At 71.8% G+C, this 16603-nt stretch carries 17 protein-coding genes; 7 read left to right on the forward strand and 10 right to left on the reverse strand.

Going from position 1 to position 16603, the window contains the following annotated elements; genetic code table 11:
* Positions 1-146: 146 nt before the first annotated feature.
* The 4 genes from ACFVIU_RS02745 to ACFVIU_RS02760 all read right to left on the reverse strand — a co-directional run bounded on the left by ACFVIU_RS02745 (position 147) and on the right by ACFVIU_RS02760 (position 4761).
* A complete protein-coding gene (locus tag ACFVIU_RS02745; protein WP_385840144.1) occupies positions 147-1865 on the reverse strand; it encodes an ABC transporter substrate-binding protein in 1719 nt (572 codons plus the stop codon).
* Between the two features lie 195 nt (positions 1866-2060).
* A complete protein-coding gene (locus ACFVIU_RS02750; RefSeq protein ID WP_385840145.1) occupies positions 2061-2156 on the reverse strand; it encodes an Ms4533A family Cys-rich leader peptide in 96 nt (31 codons plus the stop codon).
* Positions 2157-2213: 57 nt separating this feature from the next.
* Positions 2214-3728, reverse strand: coding sequence for a DUF3152 domain-containing protein (locus tag ACFVIU_RS02755; RefSeq protein WP_385840146.1), 1515 nt, complete (start codon positions 3726-3728; stop codon positions 2214-2216).
* Positions 3729-3735: 7 nt separating this feature from the next.
* Positions 3736-4761 carry an alpha/beta fold hydrolase gene (locus ACFVIU_RS02760; protein WP_385840147.1) on the reverse strand — a complete coding sequence of 342 codons (1026 nt, stop codon included), beginning with the start codon at positions 4759-4761 and terminating at the stop codon, positions 3736-3738.
* A 211-nt stretch (positions 4762-4972) separates the two neighbouring features.
* Here ACFVIU_RS02760 and ACFVIU_RS02765 point away from each other — a divergent pair, with 211 nt between their 5' ends.
* From ACFVIU_RS02765 to ACFVIU_RS02780, 4 genes are all read left to right on the forward strand, one after another.
* Entirely contained in the window at positions 4973-5197 is a 225-nt protein-coding gene (locus tag ACFVIU_RS02765; protein ID WP_385840149.1) for a hypothetical protein, read from the forward strand.
* Positions 5198-5393: 196 nt separating this feature from the next.
* A complete protein-coding gene (locus tag ACFVIU_RS02770) occupies positions 5394-6035 on the forward strand; it encodes a TetR/AcrR family transcriptional regulator (RefSeq protein ID WP_385840150.1) in 642 nt (213 codons plus the stop codon).
* A gap of 132 nt (positions 6036-6167) precedes the next feature.
* Complete coding sequence (locus ACFVIU_RS02775; RefSeq protein WP_385840151.1) at positions 6168-6395, forward strand: DUF3107 domain-containing protein; 228 nt, start codon at positions 6168-6170, stop codon at positions 6393-6395.
* 227 nt (positions 6396-6622) lie between these two features.
* Positions 6623-6892: a hypothetical protein gene (locus ACFVIU_RS02780; RefSeq protein ID WP_385840152.1), complete on the forward strand. Its 270-nt coding sequence runs from the start codon at positions 6623-6625 to the stop codon at positions 6890-6892.
* Positions 6893-6927: 35 nt separating this feature from the next.
* On the opposite strand, the gene ACFVIU_RS02785 is transcribed toward ACFVIU_RS02780, so the two are convergent.
* Complete coding sequence (locus tag ACFVIU_RS02785) at positions 6928-7671, reverse strand: ferritin-like domain-containing protein (protein ID WP_385840326.1); 744 nt, start codon at positions 7669-7671, stop codon at positions 6928-6930.
* 498 nt (positions 7672-8169) lie between these two features.
* On the opposite strand from ACFVIU_RS02785, the gene ACFVIU_RS02790 reads away from it, so the two are divergent.
* On the forward strand, positions 8170-10668 hold the full coding sequence (locus tag ACFVIU_RS02790; protein WP_385840327.1) for a DEAD/DEAH box helicase: 2499 nt from the start codon (positions 8170-8172) through the stop codon (positions 10666-10668).
* A gap of 181 nt (positions 10669-10849) precedes the next feature.
* The gene (locus ACFVIU_RS02795) at positions 10850-11731 is read left to right on the forward strand and encodes an alpha/beta fold hydrolase (protein ID WP_385840154.1); all 882 of its coding nucleotides are present in this window, start codon (positions 10850-10852) and stop codon (positions 11729-11731) included.
* Between the two features lie 18 nt (positions 11732-11749).
* Here the strand turns inward: ACFVIU_RS02795 and ACFVIU_RS02800 are convergent, their stop codons facing one another.
* The gene (locus tag ACFVIU_RS02800; protein ID WP_385840155.1) at positions 11750-12646 is read right to left on the reverse strand and encodes an NYN domain-containing protein; all 897 of its coding nucleotides are present in this window, start codon (positions 12644-12646) and stop codon (positions 11750-11752) included.
* Between the two features lie 237 nt (positions 12647-12883).
* Between ACFVIU_RS02800 and ACFVIU_RS02805 the strand changes: the two genes are divergently transcribed.
* Positions 12884-13036, forward strand: a complete 153-nt coding sequence (locus tag ACFVIU_RS02805; protein ID WP_385840156.1) for a hypothetical protein — start codon at positions 12884-12886, stop codon at positions 13034-13036.
* Between the two features lie 57 nt (positions 13037-13093).
* Here ACFVIU_RS02805 and ACFVIU_RS02810 read toward each other — a convergent pair whose 3' ends face one another.
* The 4 genes from ACFVIU_RS02810 to ACFVIU_RS02825 form a co-directional block, all read right to left on the reverse strand.
* Positions 13094-13699 carry a MarC family protein gene (locus tag ACFVIU_RS02810; protein ID WP_385840157.1) on the reverse strand — a complete coding sequence of 202 codons (606 nt, stop codon included), beginning with the start codon at positions 13697-13699 and terminating at the stop codon, positions 13094-13096.
* 139 nt (positions 13700-13838) lie between these two features.
* Complete coding sequence (locus ACFVIU_RS02815; RefSeq protein ID WP_385840158.1) at positions 13839-14696, reverse strand: PHP domain-containing protein; 858 nt, start codon at positions 14694-14696, stop codon at positions 13839-13841.
* Positions 14697-14804: 108 nt separating this feature from the next.
* The gene (locus ACFVIU_RS02820; RefSeq protein WP_385840159.1) at positions 14805-15446 is read right to left on the reverse strand and encodes a DUF6758 family protein; all 642 of its coding nucleotides are present in this window, start codon (positions 15444-15446) and stop codon (positions 14805-14807) included.
* Between the two features lie 150 nt (positions 15447-15596).
* The gene (locus ACFVIU_RS02825; RefSeq protein WP_385840160.1) at positions 15597-16181 is read right to left on the reverse strand and encodes a suppressor of fused domain protein; all 585 of its coding nucleotides are present in this window, start codon (positions 16179-16181) and stop codon (positions 15597-15599) included.
* Positions 16182-16603 lie beyond the last annotated feature (422 nt).

Raw genomic sequence — 16603 nt, forward strand, 5'->3', positions numbered from 1 at the left:
GGGGCGCGGGGGGGGGGCGTGAGCGGGGCGCCAGTGGCCCCGCGCGGGGGGGCCCCCCCCCCCCCACCCCCCCCCCCCCGCCCCCGGGGGGGGGGGGGGCCCCCCCCCCGCGGCCCCCCACGGCGACAAGTGCCTCGCTCACGGCGCTACTTCACCGCGACCTGGGAGATGTCCAGTACACCGGTCCAGTCGCTGATGACGATGTTCTTGACGTCCTTGCCGTACAGACGCTTGTAGACCGGGTGGAACAGCGGGACGACGAGGGCCTTCTCGCCGATCTTCTTGTCCAGTGCACCCCATCGCTTGGCAGCCGCGTCAAGGTCGGTCAACTTGTTGATCGCGTCAATCTCGTCATTGACCGACTTGTCGTTGAGCAGGCCCGTGTTGAAGTTCGCTCCATCCTTGACGATCTGCCGGCCGTCGAAGATGGGCGCGAGGAACGGGCCGCCGGAGGGCCAGTCGGCACCCCAGTGGGCGAGGAAGAAGCCCGGCTCGGTCTTCACCGCGTGGATGGTGTCCCGGTAGGCGTTGTCCTCCAGGCCCTGGAGCCTGACCGTGATGCCGGCCTTCTTGAGCGCGTCCTGGACGGCGGTCGCGATCTCGGGGCTGGTCTCGAAGTCCTTGGCGTTGGAATGGGTCAGCGTCACCGTGAGCCCGTTCTTGTAGCCGGCCTGGGCGAGCAGCTCCCTGGCCTTGGCCGGGTTGCCGGAGGCACCCGCCGGGAACGGGTCGTACGGCGTGTAGCCGAAGGACTTCTGGTCGGGCAGGAAGGTGGTCGCGGACTCGGCGAGCGCGGAGCCGCCGGCCGCGTTGACCACGGAGGAGCGGTCGACCGCGTAGGCGATCGCCTCCCGGACCTTGGGGTTGTCGAACGGCTTCACGGTCGGGTTGAACGCGAGGTAGTTCGTGTAGCCGAAGTGGCCGGTGCCCACGCGTGCGGCCAGCTCCTTGTCGCCGCTCACCTTGGCCAGCTCGGCGGGGCCGAGGTTGGTGTCCGTGGTGACGGCCGCGGCGTCCGCTCCCTGAGACGCGGACAGCCGCTGGTTGATCACCGAGGAGTCGATGCCGGAGCGGACGTCGACGGTGTCCGGGTAGGCCTTGCGCTGGTCGTCGACGGCCGGGGACCAGTACGGGTTGCGCTGGAGCAGCAGGTGCTCGCCGTCGTTCTCGTTCTTGACGACCTTGTAGGGGCCGGAGGAGACCGGGTGCTCCTCGTACTTGGTGCCCGTGTCCTTGCTCTTCGGGACCGGGGTGAACTGCGTCTGGGTGGCCAGGTAGGGGAACTCGCCCTCGGGCTTGACCAGATGGAAGACGATGGTCCGGCTGTCCGGCGTCTCGATCGCCGACAGCCCCTTCTTGTCCTTGTACGGCCCCTGGTAGTCGGCGGCGCCGACCAGCCAGTCCCGCAGATAGGGCGCTCCGCCGGAGAGTTCGGGGGCGAAGGAGCGCTCGATGCCGTACTTGACGTCGGCCGAGGTGATCGGCGTGCCGTCCTCGTACTTCAGCCCCTTCTTCAGGGTGTACGTCCACACGGTCGCGTCCTTGCTGGGACGCCCGGTGTCGGTGGCGAGGTCCGGGACCACCTTCGCGCCGGCCGCGCCGTTGGCCCGGTGGCGGGTGGTGAGGGTGCGGAACACCAGCGACGGAACGTTTCCGCCGCCGGAGGTGTAGAGGCGCGCGGGGTCGAAGTCGGTCTGCGGCTCGGAGTTCAGGACCGTGAGCGTGCCGCCCTTGTGGGGCGTGGAGTCGCCACCGGAGCCCTTGGCATCGCTGTCCTTCGGGCCACAGGCGGCGGCGCCCGCTGCCACGACCAGGGCAAGCGAAACAGTCGCCGCGCGGGCTCTCTTCACGGACGGTTGACGCATGGGGATGACGACCTCTCGGGGACATGTCGAGGATTTCTCGACCATGGGGTGTCTCGGAATGCGAGACGGTGAGACGAGGGATGAGACGACTGCGGACAGTCGTCGGCCCCGGCGCCGGGTCGTCGAAAAGGGGTCCGTGAAGTGACGGACGGAAAGGTGGAGAGAAGTCGCGACGCGAACGCCAGGGAGGCGGCGTCAGCGACAGTGGATGTCGGACACGCAGAGCGGGGTCACGCCGATGAGCGCCAGCTCGATGGCGGCGCTGTCGAGAACAGCATGACTAGACCACATGCGCAAGAATATGCAACGACCATCCGGCTCATGTCAATGTGACATCAGTGGATCCTGTCAACTCCCTGGATACGGCCATGGATTGGGTAGACAGTGGATTCCGTCGTGGTTGAGGAACTTGGTCTGCTGCTGCATGACCGGCGCCAGCTCGCCGTCCTTCTGACACGACACATGGCCGTGGCCGAGCCGGTGGCCGACCTCGTGGTTGATGAGCATCTGCCGGTACGCGTGGATCTTGTTCCCGTACGTCTTGCTGCCCTGCGCCCACCGGTAGGCGTTGATCATCACGCGTTCGGTGGCGGCCGAGTCGCAGGAGACGTTGTCCTCCGTGGTGTCCAGCCCCGACTTGGCGCACCACTGGGCGGTGGTGCCCGGGCTCGCCAGGGTGATGACGAAGTCGGGCTTGCCGGAGGAGATCCGCTCGAAGGTCTTCGCGCCGCCGTGGGCCCAGCTGCGGTCGTCGTTCAGCGTCTTCTGCACGGCCTCCGCGAACAGCGCGCCGTCCAGCCCGAGCCCCTGCTCGACGTCGATCCGGTAGCGGTACTTCTGCCCGGTGCCGGGCGCCTTGTCGAAACCGGGCACGGCGTCGAACTTCCCGGAGCCCTTCAGCTTCGCGCTCAGCGGGTACGTACGGTCCATCTTCTGCTCGTACGTCAGCGTCACCCCGCCCGGTGCGGCGGAGGGCGTCGCGCCGCCGGTGGCCCGGGTGTCCCGCGCCCGGTCCGCGGCCGACGGCGCGGCGCCGCCGCCCCGCGCCCCGGCCACCTGCCCGGCGACCACCACCGCGAGCACGGTGGTGACGGCGGCCGCGGCGATCCCGGTGTAGGTCCGGCCCCGGCCGCTGCCCCGCTGCGCCGGCACGTCGGCCTGCGGCGCCTCGGCCGGCCGGGTCCCGGCGGGGGGTACGGCGCCGGGAGCGGCCGCCTGCTCGTCGGTTCCCTCGGGGCTCCGGGCGCCGGTGCGTCCGGCTTCGAAGGCGTCGAGGTAGTCCTGCCGGGGACCGGGCGTCCGTCCCGGCGCCCGGCGCTGCCGGGGCAGCGTCACACCGGGCCCGCCGGCCCCGGCCGCCTTCGTGAACTCGCCCCAGCCTCCGCCTGCTTCCCGCTGCTCCGGATGCCCACCACGGGCATCCGCCTCATCGGGCAGACGGGGGACACCGCGCGCGGGGGTGCCGTCGGGCAACCGCGGGATCCCCTGCGCGGGCGTGCCCGGAGGGAAGCCGGGCGTGCCCTGTGGCACCCCCCGCGCGGGCGTGCCCGGAGGGAAGCCGGCCGCACCCTGCCCGGGCGCACTCGTAGAAAAGGACTGCCCACCCGGCGGAAACGGCTGCGCACCCTGCCCGGGCGCACCGCCGCCGAATCCGGGAACGCCACGCGCACGCGTGCCCCCGCCGAAGCCGGGCGTGTCGTCCGGGCGGGGCAGGTCTCCCCGCGGTCCGGGTTCGCCGCCACGGGCGCCCGGAGGGGTCCCTTGGGATCCCGGCGCCGCGGCCGGACGCTCCTTGCGCCGAGCGGCGGGTATGTCCCCGGAGTCGCTCTTGGGTGCCGGTCCGCGGCGGCTGTGACGTCCCACGCCGGCCTCAGCTCCCCGTACCCGCTGCGGTGACGCCGTCGCCGCGCCCGGCGTCCACGCGCCCCTCACCCGGATCCTCCTCGCCCGCCGCCGCCAGCAGCTCGCGGAACGCCCCGGCCACCAGCTCCGGGTACTCCATCATCGCCACGTGTCCGGCGTCCGGCAGGGACAGCAGGCGGGAGTGGCGGAAGGCGCGGGCGGCCTTGTGGGCCATGCGGAAGCCGACCAGCTGGTCGCGGCCGCCGTAGACCAGCAGGGTCGGGGCGAGCACACGCTCGGCCTGGCGCCACAGCCCGTGCTGCCCGCCGAGCGTGTAGGCGTCGACGATCCCGCGCGCGGAGCGGGCCATCGCGTCCCAGAAGTAGGGCAGCCGCTGCCGCCGCTCCAGCTCCTCCACGGCGTACCGGAACGCCTCCGGCGACACCCGCGACGGATCGCCGTAGCAGAGCGCCATGACCCCGCGCACCCGCTGCTCGGCCGTCCACTCCCTGGTGAGCCGGGTGAACAGCGCGGCGATGCCCGGCACGCCGAGCAGCCCGGTCGGCACCGCACTGCGCTGGATCCGCAGCTCCGGCAGGGCCGGCGAGACGAGCGTGAGCGTCCGCACGAGATCCGGGCGTACGGCGGCCACGCGCGTGGCGACGGCGCCCCCGAGGGAGTTGCCGAACAGGTGCACCGGGCCGCGGTCGGCGGCGTCGAGATAGCGGATCACCGCGCGTGCGTGCCCGGTGACGGAGTAGTTGCCGTCGTCCGGCGGCGGGGAGTCGCCGAAGCCCGGCAGGTCGACCGCCTCGCTGTCGACGACCCCGTCCAGCTCGGCCATCAGCTGCGACCAGTTCTGCGAGGAGCCGCCGAGGCCGTGGACGAACAGCGCGGGCGGCAGCCCCTCGCGCGCGGGGCGCCGGGAACGGACCGACAGGGTCACGCCGGGCAGGCTCACCGAGCGCAGCCGCTCGCCCTCGCCGACCCGGACGGGCGCCACTCTCGGAAGCGCGCTGGCGGCCGGAACGGACGGCGACTCGGTCGAAGACATGCGGCAATGTTACGAGGTGATCACGCCCGGGTCCGTGTGTTGGCCGTCACAGGCGGACGGCGTACGCATGACACGCGCGCGGCGGGGGAACCGGAGGGCGGACGGGCGCGATGGCATGGCGTCCGGATCAGCAGTCTCCTAGGCTCGTACAGAGGGCACCCGCGTGTGGCCCCTGCTGCATCCAGGGACGTTCGTAGGAAGGGAGCCCACCATGGCCTATGACCCCACCGAGCCGGACACGATCGAGGAGCTGGCGGACGAGGCAGCCCCGGAGTTCGGCGTCGAGGCGCCCGAGGTGGACGCCGCAGAGCAGCACACCGACATCACACCGGAACGCGACGACCCCCTGACCGGAGTCGAACCGGACCGCGCGAACGAGGCCGATCTCGTCGAACAGGCGCGTGTCGTCTCGCTCGACGAGGACGACTACCGCTGACCTCGCCGGACTCCCGTGGCCGGCAGGGCGCCCTCCCACGGCCGGCAAGCGCCGTCGCACGGCCGAGAAGGGCCGTCTCGCGCTTTCGCCGCCGTCCGGTACGTGAAATTCTGCGCTCGCACCGCGCACACCACGGTTACCGAAAAGTACGATGGCCGCGCGGTGACACCGCATGTGGACGACTTTGGGAGGCGGCGTGACAGCCATCGAGCAAACAGAGGCGGCACGCCCGCGTGGCACCCGTCTGCCGCGCCGCGCCCGACGGAACCAGTTGCTGGGCGCCGCCCAGGAGGTTTTCGTCGCACAGGGCTACCACGCGGCGGCGATGGACGACATCGCCGAGCGGGCAGGCGTGAGCAAGCCGGTGCTCTACCAGCACTTCCCGGGCAAGCTCGACCTCTATCTCGCACTGCTGGACCAGCACTGCGAGTCGCTGATCCAGGCTGTGCGCCACGCGCTCGCGTCGACGACCGACAACAAGCAGCGCGTCCGGGCGACGATGGACGCCTACTTCGCCTATGTCGAGGACGACGGCGGCGCCTTCCGGCTGGTCTTCGAGTCGGACCTGACGAACGAGCCCGCGGTGCGCGAACGCGTCGACAAGGTCACCAACGAATGCGCCGAGGCGATCTGCGACGTCATCGCCGAGGACACCGGCCTGTCGCGCGCGGAGTCGATGCTGCTCGCCTCCGGCCTCGGCGGACTCGCCCAGGTGGTCGCCCGCTCCTGGCTGCACAGCGACCGCAGCGTCCCGCGCGACCAGGCGGTGCAGCTGCTCACCTCGCTGGCCTGGCGCGGCATCGCCGGTTTCCCGATGCACGGCACCGAGGGCCACTGACACCGGTCCGCCGCGGCGCTGTTCGCTGACGGCGTTCCGGCCCGCAGCGTGCTGGTCCCCTCACCGGGCTAATGTGTGCTGGGTACGGCGCGGAAGATCGCGCACATCACTGACCGTCGGAGGGACATAGCCGTGGAGGTCAAGATCGGCGTGCAGCACGCGCCCCGCGAGATCGTTCTGGAGAGCGGTCAGAGCGTCGAGGAGGTCGAGCGCGCGGTGAGCGAGGCGCTGGCCGGGAAGACGCAGTTCCTGAGCCTCCAGGACGAGAAGGGCCGCAAGGTCCTGGTGCCGGCCGACCGCCTGGCGTACGTGGAGATCGGCCAGCCGACCGTGCGCAAGGTGGGGTTCGGCGCGCTGTAGCCGACATCGCCCGGAAGGGCCCGGTGGCCGTGTGCCGCCGGGCCCTTCGGCGTTGATCCCTCCGCACGAGCCAGTCGATCCCTCCCGATGAGCCAGTTGATCCCTCCGCATGAGACACGCCCACGGATGGAGCACAACCTCTCCACAGGGGAGGATTGTCCTTCGCAGGTCACGGGTATGACGGGCTACGACCGTCAACGCAGACCGGCCGTGGGAGGGACCCAGAGATGATCCTGGAAGCACTCGGATCCGTGGTGCTCGGTCTCGTCCTCGCCTGGGCGGCCGCCCACCGCCTGGCCCACCGGCTGCCGGCCCGCCCGCTGGTGTACTCGACGGGGGCCGCCGGAGCCCTCTTCGGCGACTTCGTCACCCGCAGCGCGCTGGGCCTCGGCAGTGCCTACCTCAGCCTGCTCGGCGCCGCCGCCGTCTCGGCGGCGTCCCTGTCGCTGCTGCTGCGCCCGTCAGGGAGCCTGCGCCGCCGATCAGCGGCGGCGTAGCGAAGGGGCGCGCGACCGCGCGCCCCCGCGCAGGCTTACGCGGCCAGGCCCAGTGCGGCCATCCGCTTGGTGTGCGCCTCGGTGATCCGCGAGAACATCTTTCCGACCTCCGCGAGGTCGAACCCGTCGGCGACGCCACCCACGAGCATGGTGGACAGCGCGTCCCGGTCGGCGACCACGCGCTGCGACTGCGACAGGGCCTCGCCCATCAGCCGCCGCGCCCACAGCGCCAGCCGGCCGCCCAGCCGGGGGTCGGCGTCGATGGCGGCGCGCACCTTCTCCACCGCGAACTCGGCGTGTCCGGTGTCGTCGAGCACGGCGAGGACCAGTTCGCGCGTGTCCGAGTCGAGACGGGCCGCGACCTCCCGGTAGAAGTCGCTCGCGATGGAGTCACCGACATATGCCTTGACCAGGCCCTCCAGCCAGTCCGACGGAGCGGTCTGCCGGTGGAAGCCGTCCAGGGCCGCGACGAACGGGTCCATGGCGGCCGTGGGCTCCTCGCCGATCTCGGTCAGCCGGTCCCGCAGCCGCTCGAAGTGGTGGAACTCCGCCGAGGCCATCTTCGCCAGCTCCGCCTTGTCCGCGAGGGTCGGCGCCAGCTTGGCGTCCTCCGCGAGCCGCTCGAACGCCGCCATCTCCCCGTAGGCGAGCGCGCCGAGCAGGTCCACCACGGCGGCGCGGTACTGCGGGTCGGCGGCGGCCTGGGCCCAGTCCTGGGCCGCGACGCCCGTGGGTGCGGTGGAGTTCTCAGGCTTGTCAGAGCTAGTCATGAGGCGCACAATAGCCCGCTCGGCAGCCTCCGGCAGCGGTCCCTCGGTCACTGTGACCACGACTACGTGACCAAATCGGCCATCGCATGTGCGCGATTCCGGGGTATGGTGGTAATGCGCCTGCTGAGTGCGTCGACGATGTTCGACGCGTCCCGACAGGCTGCACGCATGAGGATGCCCGGTCGGTGGCCCGATCGGCTCCGACCCGACAGCCCTCCCTGGCCGTACGGCGCAGTAATCCGTACGACGACCGGAGGGACACCCTCAGCGGTTCGAGCGCTAGAGCGTCGGCAGAGGTCCCGTGTCATACGGCTTGCCCGAGTGGTTCGTCCGTACGGCAGCCGACGTCCCCCGGCACGGTCGCACATGACCCCCGCGCTCGCCTCGCGCCGCACACACAGAAGAGGCATGACCCTGACTACGACGTTTCGAGAAATCGGAATCCTCCCCGAGACCGCCGAGGCCCTGGAGGCCGTCGGCATCATCACCCCCTTCCCCATCCAGGAGATGACGCTTCCCGTCGCCCTGTCCGGCACGGACGTCATCGGCCAGGCCAAGACCGGTACCGGCAAGACGCTGGGCTTCGGTCTTCCGCTCCTGGAGCGGGTCACCGTCCCCGCCGACGTCGAGGCCGGCCGCGCCGCCCCGGAGGCGCTCACCGACGCCCCGCAGGCCCTGGTCGTCGTCCCCACGCGCGAGCTGTGCACGCAGGTCACCAACGACCTGCTGACCGCCGGCAAGGTGCGTAACGTGCGGGTGACGGCCATCTACGGCGGTCGCGCCTACGAGCCGCAGGTCGAGGCCCTGAAGAAGGGCGTCGACGTGGTCGTCGGCACCCCGGGCCGGCTGCTGGACCTGGCCGGCCAGAAGAAGCTGGACCTGAAGCACGTCAAGTGCCTGGTCCTCGACGAGGCCGACGAGATGCTCGACCTGGGCTTCCTGCCCGACGTCGAGAAGATCATCAACATGCTGCCGGCCAAGCGGCAGACCATGCTGTTCTCGGCGACCATGCCGGGCGCGGTCATCGGTCTCGCCCGCCGCTACATGTCCCGGCCCACGCACATCCGCGCCACCGCGCCGGACGACGAGGGCGTGACGGTCGCGAACATCAAGCAATTCGTCTACCGCGCGCACAACATGGACAAGCCGGAGATGGTCGCGCGCATCCTTCAGGCCGAGGGCCGCGGGCTGGCGATGATCTTCTGCCGTACCAAGCGCACGGCGGCCGACATCGCCGAGCAGCTGGAGCGCCGCGGTTTCGCCTCCGGCGCGGTCCACGGCGACCTCGGCCAGGGCGCCCGCGAGCAGGCGCTGCGCGCCTTCCGCAACGGCAAGGTCGACGTCCTGGTCTGCACCGACGTCGCCGCGCGCGGTATCGACGTCGAGGGTGTCACCCACGTCATCAACTACCAGTCGCCCGAGGACGAGAAGACGTACCTGCACCGTGTCGGCCGTACCGGCCGCGCGGGCGCCAAGGGTACGGCGATCACGTTCGTCGACTGGGACGACATCCCGCGCTGGCAGCTGATCAACAAGGCGCTGGAGCTGGACTTCAACGACCCGGTGGAGACGTACTCGTCGTCCCCGCACCTGTTCTCCGACCTCGGTATCCCCGAGGGCACCAAGGGCACCCTGCCGCGTTCCGAGCGCACCCGCGCGGGGCTCGACGCGGAGGTGCTGGAGGACCTGGGCGAGACCGGCGGACGTGGTGGCCGCGGTGGCCGTGGCCGCGGGGACCGGGGTGGTCGCACCGACCGCACCGAGACCGTCGCCGCCGAACGCGAGCGCCCGTCCCGCACCCCGCGCCGCCGTCGCCGTACGCGCGGCGGAACCGCGCTGGACGCCGCCGCCCCGACCGCTCCCGTCGCCGAGTCCGGCTCCGCCGAGGCCACCGGTGCGGAGGAGCCCCGCGCGTCCCGCACCCCGCGCCGTCGCCGTCGTACCCGCGGCGGAGCCACCGCGGAGCCGCTGACGGCCGCCGCGACTGCCGAGGCCACCGTCGAGGCGGTGGAAGAGGCGCCGGCCCCGGCCGCTCCGGAGACGCCGGAGAAGCCGCGTCGCCGCCGCACCCGCAGGACGGCGGAGCGCACCGAGGCGGCCGTGGCACCGGCCACCACGGCGACCGAGCCGACGGCACCGGAGTCCGCCGCCCCGGTCGCGGTCGCGGAGCCCGAGGCCGCCCCGGTCGCGGAGCCCACCCCGCGTCGCCGTACCCGCAAGACGGCCGCGCCGGCCGCCGAGACGGAGACGGCAACGGCCGCGGACACGGCAACGGACACCACCGAGGCCAAGCCGCGCCGCACCCGCAAAACGACCGCAGCTGTGCCGACCGCCGAGGCCTCCACGGCCGAAGCCGAGGCCAAGCCGCGCCGCACCCGCAAGACCGCGGCCCCGGCCGAGACCACCGACGCCCCCGCGGCCGAGGTCGAAGCCGAAGCCAAGCCCAAGCGGACCCGCAAGACCACCGCAGCCACCAAGGCCGCCACGGACACCGCGGACACCCCGGCCGACGAGGCAGCCCCCGCCGCCAAGCCGCGCCGCACCCGCAAGACCGCCGCAGCCGCGCCGACCGCCGAAGCCCCCGAGGCCGAAGCCGAGGCCAAGCCCAAGCGCACCCGGAAGACGGCGGCTCCCGCCGAGACCACGGATGCGCCCGCGGCCGAGGCCAAGCCCAGGCGCACGCGCAAGACCGCGGCCCCCGCCGAGGCAGCCGACGCCCCCGAGGCCGAGGCCAGGCCCAAGCGGACCCGCAAGACGGCGGCCTCCGCCGAGCCGGTGGCGGACGCCGCGGAGGCCAAGCCGCGCCGTACCCGCAAGACGGCCGCTGCCGCGGTCGAGGCGGTCGACGGGGCCGAGGCGGTCACGCCGAAGCCGCGGCGGACCCGCAAGGCGGTCGCCGAGGCGGCCGTCGCGGAGATCCCGGCGCAGGCCACCGAGGAGCCGGAGGTCAAGCCGCGTCGCCGTACGCGCAAGGCGACGGCGGCCGTGGAGGCCCCCGAGGCCTGATTGGGCGCCGCTCAGGCGGCGGTACACCCTGCGGGCGATGGCCCGGTCCACTTCGGTGGGCCGGGCCATCGCCCGTTTCCCGCCCTGCCCCTGGCCGCCCCGCCCCTGCGCGGTCCGCTCGGCCCCTGTCGGCCCCGCCCTGCGCGGTCCGCTCGGCCACCGTGCCCGATAACCTCTTCGCATGAGCAGGCCCGACACCTTCGTCCCGCCCCCCGGTGCCCGTGCGTACTCCCTGCGGACCGCGCGCGGCGAGTTCGCCGTCGTCGACGCTGCCGTGGCCGCCGGGGTCGAGCCCAGGGGTGTCGCGCTGCTGCTGCCGGGTTTCACCGGCAGCAAGGAGGACTTCAACCCGCTGCATGTGCCGCTGGCCGAGCGCGGGTACCGGACCGTGGCCGTCGACGGCCGTGGACAGTACGAGTCCGACGGCCCCGAAGACGACGAATCCGCCTACGCCCAGGCCGAGTTGGCGCTGGACGTGCTCGCGCTGGCGGAGGCGCTCGGGCAGCCGGCGCATCTGCTGGGGCACTCCCTCGGCGGACAGATCTCGCGCGCGGCCGTCCTGCTCGACCACACGCCGTTCCTCTCGCTGACCCTGATGTCCTCCGGCCCGGCGCAGATCTCCGAGTCCCAGCAGGAGCGGGTGAAGCTGCTCCATGACGCGCTGTCGGTGATGACGATGGCGGAGGTCTGGGACGCCCTCCAGGCGATGGAGACGCCCGAGGAGACGGAGACCCGCGAGATCGAGGGCGGGCTGGACGACCGGGAGGACCTGCGGCGCCGCTGGCTGGGCACCCGGCCCGCGCAACTCCTCGCCACCGGCCGGCAGTTGTGCACGGAGCCGGACCGGGTCACGGAACTGGCCGCGGTGCCGCTGCCGTTCCATGTGCTGTCGGGCGCGCAGGACGACACCTGGCCGCTGCCGCTGCTGGACGACATGGCGGTACGACTCTCCGCGCGGCGGACGGTCATCGCGGGCGCCGAACACTCCCCCAACACCGACCGCCCGCTCGCCACGGCCCGGGCCCTCGCCGACTTCTGGGACGACTGCGGCACCCGCACCTGAGCCGGCCCCGGCAGCGCCCTAGTACTGCGCCTGGAGGTGCGCCCAGAAGCCGTCGCGCAGGGCGCGGCGCAGGTCCGCCTGGCCGCGCAGGGAGCACTGGAGCAGGCTCTCGGCCTCGACCAGCAGGTCCTGGTCGACGGAGCCGGGCAGATAGGGATGGCCGGGAAGCAGTTCGACCAGCGCCTCACGGCCCCGGGAGGCGAGCCACTTGGCCGCGATCTGGGCGCCGACGAAGCGGACGTCGTCGCGGGTGGGACGGGCCCCGGCGGTGGCCTCGTACGCCGCGGCGGTACGACGGGAGACGTACGGCTTGAAGAAGTCGAGGTCGAAGGTGCGCTGGCTGTCGACCTCCCAGAGCAGCGGTTCCGCCTGGTTGCGCCCCTCGGGGGCCTCGACGCCCCAGAGGTGGACGCGGGCGCCGTAGCCCTGGGCGGCCTCGACCGCCGAGACGAGATCCTCGTCGCCGCCGAGCAGGGCCGCGTCGCTGATGGCGCGGTGGCGGGCCAGCGACTCCAGGTCCGTGCGGATCAGGGAGTCCACGCCCTTCTGCTGGTTGCTGGCGTTGAGGTTGCCGAGGCGGACCTTGACGTCGGGCAGCTCGGCGATGGACTGCTGCTCGGCGGTGTGGATGCGGCGGCGGGCGCCGTCGTACCAGTAGACGCGCAGCAGCCGGCTGTCCGCGAAGATCGTGCGGGCCTTGTCGATCAGGGCGTCGATCAGGCCCTCGGCGTCGAGGTCGAAGGCCCGGCGGTCCTCGGTACCGGCGACGAGGCGGCCCGCGGCCGCGTACAGATAGCCCGCGTCCACGAAGATCGCGTGGGTCGAGGGTGTCTTCGCCACCTCGGCGAGCATGCGTTCCAGCAGCTCGTTCGTGTGGTCGATGCGGGCGCGGAGGACCGCGAGGTCGTCGTTCATCGCCCCTATTGTCCAGTTGGTCACACTGCGAACACAACCGGTCCCGATCGGTCCCGTCGGGACACCTGGCGATCTTTTACCGGTCAGTAATTAGCCGTTCGAAAAATTTATTTAGCGTAGGGAATGTTTGTAACATGCGGCGCGTTGACTCACTACGAAGCCGGGCATCCTCCCGGCGCACCCAGTAGTTCTCCGCGTAGTTCTCCGCAGGAGGATGACCAGACGAAGGGAGAAGCCATGCGCTTCGAGATCATGCGACTCGACGAGGTCGACGGTTCCACCGTGGACACCACCGTCGTGGACGCCGCCTCCGTCAACCGGATCGTGCAGCAGGCCGCCGCCATCGGACAGCGCCTGTGGATCCGCCCGGCCGACTCCCCGGCCTCGTAACGGGTCAGCCGGGGCCTTCCCCACTCAAGCTTTCCGGGGGAGCCGAGCGGACGCCGCTCAGCTCCCCCGGATCACCTGAGTGATCCCGTTGATGATCTGCTGCACCGCGATCGCGGAGAGCATCATGCCCGCGAGCCGCGTCACCAGGACGACACCCCCGTCCTTGATGATCCGGATGATCAGCAGCGAGTAACGCATCACCAGCCACAGCACGACATGGATCGCGAGGATCGCGGTCCACACCGAGACCTGCGTGGCCACACTGTCCGCCTTCTGCACGGCCAGGATCACCGACACGATCGCCCCCGGCCCCGCCAGCAGCGGCATGCCCAGCGGCACCAGCGCGACGTTCACGTCCTTGGTCGCCTTCGGCTCGTCGTTCTTGCCGGTGAGCAGGTCCAGCGCGATCAGCAGAAGCAGCAGCCCGCCCGCGATCATCAGCGCGGGCACGGACACATGCAGGTAGTCCAGGATCTGATGGCCCAGGACACCGAAGACGGCGATGACCCCGCCCGCCACGCAGACGGCCTGGAACGCCATCCGCTTCTGCACCTTGGCCGGGCGCCCGGCGGTGAGGGCGAGGAAGATCGGGGTGATCCCGGGGGGATCCATGATGACAAAAAGGGTCAGAAACAGAGAGCCGAAGACGGCGAGGTCGAACATGAGGAAGTACAGGCCTTGCTGGAGGAAGAAACGACGGGCATGAACCGGCCATGGACCGGCTGTGAGGGGGAAGCCCGGTGGCACACAGGTGCCCCGGGCGGACATACGGCGGGACTACGGGCCGAGCGGCCCGGGCGGGTCAGGCTCCGCCGGTGCCGGGGACGGGGAAGGCCCCGGTCGCGCGCCGCGTGATCTCGCCGTACACCTCGGGATCGGTGGTGTACTCGCCGAGCGACACGGTCTTGCGGCTGCCGTGGTAGTCCGAGGAGCCGGTGACCAGCAGGCCCAGTTCCTTCGCGAGACCCCGCAGCCGGGCGCGGTCGTCCGGGTCGTGGTCCATGTGGTCGACCTCGATGCCGTCGAGACCGGCGGCAGCCATCTCGGCGATCGCCGACTCGGGGACCGTGCGACCGCGCTTGGCGGCGGCCGGGTGCGCGAAGACGGCCACGCCGCCCGCGCCCTTGACCAGCCGGATCGCCTCGAAGGGATCCGTCTCGTGCTTCGCCACGTAGGCTCGTCCGCCGTCGGCCAGCCACTCCTGGGTGAACGCGTCGCTCACGGTCGGCACCACACCCAGCTCGACCAGCGCGCTCGCGACATGCGGGCGGCCCACCGAGCCGCCGGCCGCGATGCGCTCCACCTGCTCCCAGGTGACCGGGACGCCCAGCGCGTTCAGCTGGGCGACCATGCCCTTCGCGCGCGGCACCCGGTCGTCCCGGACCAGCTCGCGCTCGGCGAGCAGAGCGGGCTCCTCGGGGTCGAAGAGGTAGGCCAGCAGGTGCATCGAGACGCCGTCGATCCGGCAGGACAGCTCGGCACCAGTGACCAGGGTGAGCCCCTCGGGCAGCGCGGCGATCGCCTCGGCGTACCCACGGGTGGTGTCGTGGTCGGTCAGCGCGACCACGTCCAGCCCGGCCGCGGCGGCATGGCGCACCAGCTCGGCCGGGGTGTCCGTGCCGTCGGAAGCCGTGGAGTGACAGTGCAGATCGATACGCACGCAAGCTCCAGACGGGTGACGGCACAACAGGGGGACACCTAAGGATAACGGCCGGCCGGGGGACGCCAGGCCGCAGCCGCCGCCCCGCCGCCCTCGGCTCCCCGCGCGTTACGGCCGAAGCAGCCGCGGCGACAGGGCCCCGCACGGCACCAGGTCCAGCTCCGCTCCCGCATCCCGCAGATCGGTCAGCACCAGCTCGTCGTACATGAGCATGGCGGACGACTCGGGCCACAGCACCGCCCACAGCCACAGCCCGCACGCCTCGCCGGCGAACACCGCGCGGTCGTCGGGGGTGGCCGAGACATGCCAGAGCGGGGTGGGCCGGCCGGCGGCCAGCACCTTGGCCTGGGGCGGCTTCTCGACACTGATGTACGGCCCCGGGTCCGGGCCGTCGATGCCCGCGTACCGCGAGCCGAGTCCGACGCCCAGCTCCTCGGCCACCAGGATCAGCTCACCGGGACCGCCCAGCGGGCCGGGTCCCGTGCAGGCCACGGCGGTCGCACGACCGCCACTGCGGTCGTCGCCCGCGTACGCCACCCCGGTGAAGAGCCAGCCGACCGGCAGCGGCCAGGGCATCCACACGGGTGCATGCGTGCGGTGCACGACGGCTGCGAGGGCCTCGACGCTGGGCGGGATCACGGGCTGTAGCGGATACACCGGCCCGTGCACATCGCACTGCCACGCATCGGCGAAGAGACCGGGCGCCCTGACCCGGCCACCGCACCTCGGGCAACTGGGTTCGCCCCTCATAGGGCTCCACGGTCCTACCACCGCACGCCCACGTCAAGGACGATCACCCGTCCGGGCGGAAGACATCACCCGCCCAGGGCTCTCCTACGGATCTTGCCGACGCCAACTGGCCGGTGCGGCGCGCCTCTTGGTGAGCTTGCTCACTCGGTGTCAGTCCAGTGGGACGGACCGGCGGACGGGGTCCCGCAGATCCGTGCCGTTCGCGAGCCAGCGCTCCTGGAGGGCCTGGGCGCCGTGCACCCGCTTCCAGGCGGCCTCGTTCGGGGTCATCGGCAGCAGCGGCAGGAACCGTACGGGATCCAGCGGAGCGTCCAGCTCCAGGTCCTCCACCAGACCGCCCGGCTCACCCACCAGGACCGAGGTGAAGGGCGCCCCCGGCCACAGCGGCTCGCCGGTGTCCAGGGACGCGCCCGGGGTCACCACCAACCCCTCCACCTGCGGGGACGCGGCGAGCACGGCGAGCGGACGGAGCACCTTGTCGGTGTCGGCGGCGCCGGCGCGGACGGAGAGGACCAGTTCGGCGCGCGGGCCCTTGACCGGGTCGGCGAGCATCGCGGTCGGGTCCGCCATGGGCTGTGCGGACATGCCGAGGGTGGCGTAACGGACCACGTCCCCCTCGTGGAACCGGAGCACCTCGATGCGGTCCGTACCGAGGAAGGTGACGGCGGCGCGCGCGTCCGGTTCGCCCAGCGCGGTCGTCAACCGTGCCTCGACCAGAGGAAGAACATCAACCATGCGGTGAGCATAGAACTCGTCAGTAGCAAGCAAAGGGGCGCCTTGACAGTTCAGGCGGCTGATACTCTGAGCCGGTAGTTCGGGGCAGCACGCAGAAGCGTCGCTATCGAGTCCCGACGCCGAGGACACTCCCTTACGAGGGACCGGCCGGAGGAGGTGGGGCTGTCATGGATCGAAGTCGACCTGGTAGTACCACTCGCTCTTCCGCCCGCTGATGTAGTCCCTGTCTGCTGTCGGCTGGTTGCCGCCTTCCCGTGCGCGTGGTCGTCCGGAAGAGCACTCGTTTCGCTTTGCCTGATCTGTCTGCTGATCTGAATCAGTTCTGCATCAGTGGCGAAGTCGCCACCGTGACGGTGCGGTGCTCCCCGCTTTGTGGACGTGCCAAACATCCGCAGTCGAGGACGTCCCCATTCCGGGTAGTT

It is taken from the genome of Streptomyces sp. NPDC127190 (assembly GCF_042672505.1).
Lineage (GTDB): Bacteria > Actinomycetota > Actinomycetes > Streptomycetales > Streptomycetaceae > Streptomyces.

Coding starts and splice junctions, on each gene's coding strand:
- ACFVIU_RS02800 (WP_385840155.1), bottom strand. CDS start 12,646: ATGAACGACGACCTCGCGGTCCTCCGCGCCCGCATCGACCACACGAAC.
- ACFVIU_RS02750 (WP_385840145.1), bottom strand. CDS start 2,156: ATGTGGTCTAGTCATGCTGTTCTCGACAGCGCCGCCATCGAGCTGGCG.
- ACFVIU_RS02825 (WP_385840160.1), bottom strand. CDS start 16,181: ATGGTTGATGTTCTTCCTCTGGTCGAGGCACGGTTGACGACCGCGCTG.
- ACFVIU_RS02760 (WP_385840147.1), bottom strand. CDS start 4,761: ATGTCTTCGACCGAGTCGCCGTCCGTTCCGGCCGCCAGCGCGCTTCCG.
- ACFVIU_RS02795 (WP_385840154.1), top strand. CDS start 10,850: ATGAGCAGGCCCGACACCTTCGTCCCGCCCCCCGGTGCCCGTGCGTAC.
- ACFVIU_RS02805 (WP_385840156.1), top strand. CDS start 12,884: ATGCGCTTCGAGATCATGCGACTCGACGAGGTCGACGGTTCCACCGTG.
- ACFVIU_RS02810 (WP_385840157.1), bottom strand. CDS start 13,699: ATGTTCGACCTCGCCGTCTTCGGCTCTCTGTTTCTGACCCTTTTTGTC.
- ACFVIU_RS02780 (WP_385840152.1), top strand. CDS start 6,623: ATGATCCTGGAAGCACTCGGATCCGTGGTGCTCGGTCTCGTCCTCGCC.
- ACFVIU_RS02765 (WP_385840149.1), top strand. CDS start 4,973: ATGGCCTATGACCCCACCGAGCCGGACACGATCGAGGAGCTGGCGGAC.
- ACFVIU_RS02745 (WP_385840144.1), bottom strand. CDS start 1,865: ATGCGTCAACCGTCCGTGAAGAGAGCCCGCGCGGCGACTGTTTCGCTT.
- ACFVIU_RS02790 (WP_385840327.1), top strand. CDS start 8,170: ATGACGCTTCCCGTCGCCCTGTCCGGCACGGACGTCATCGGCCAGGCC.
- ACFVIU_RS02820 (WP_385840159.1), bottom strand. CDS start 15,446: ATGAGGGGCGAACCCAGTTGCCCGAGGTGCGGTGGCCGGGTCAGGGCG.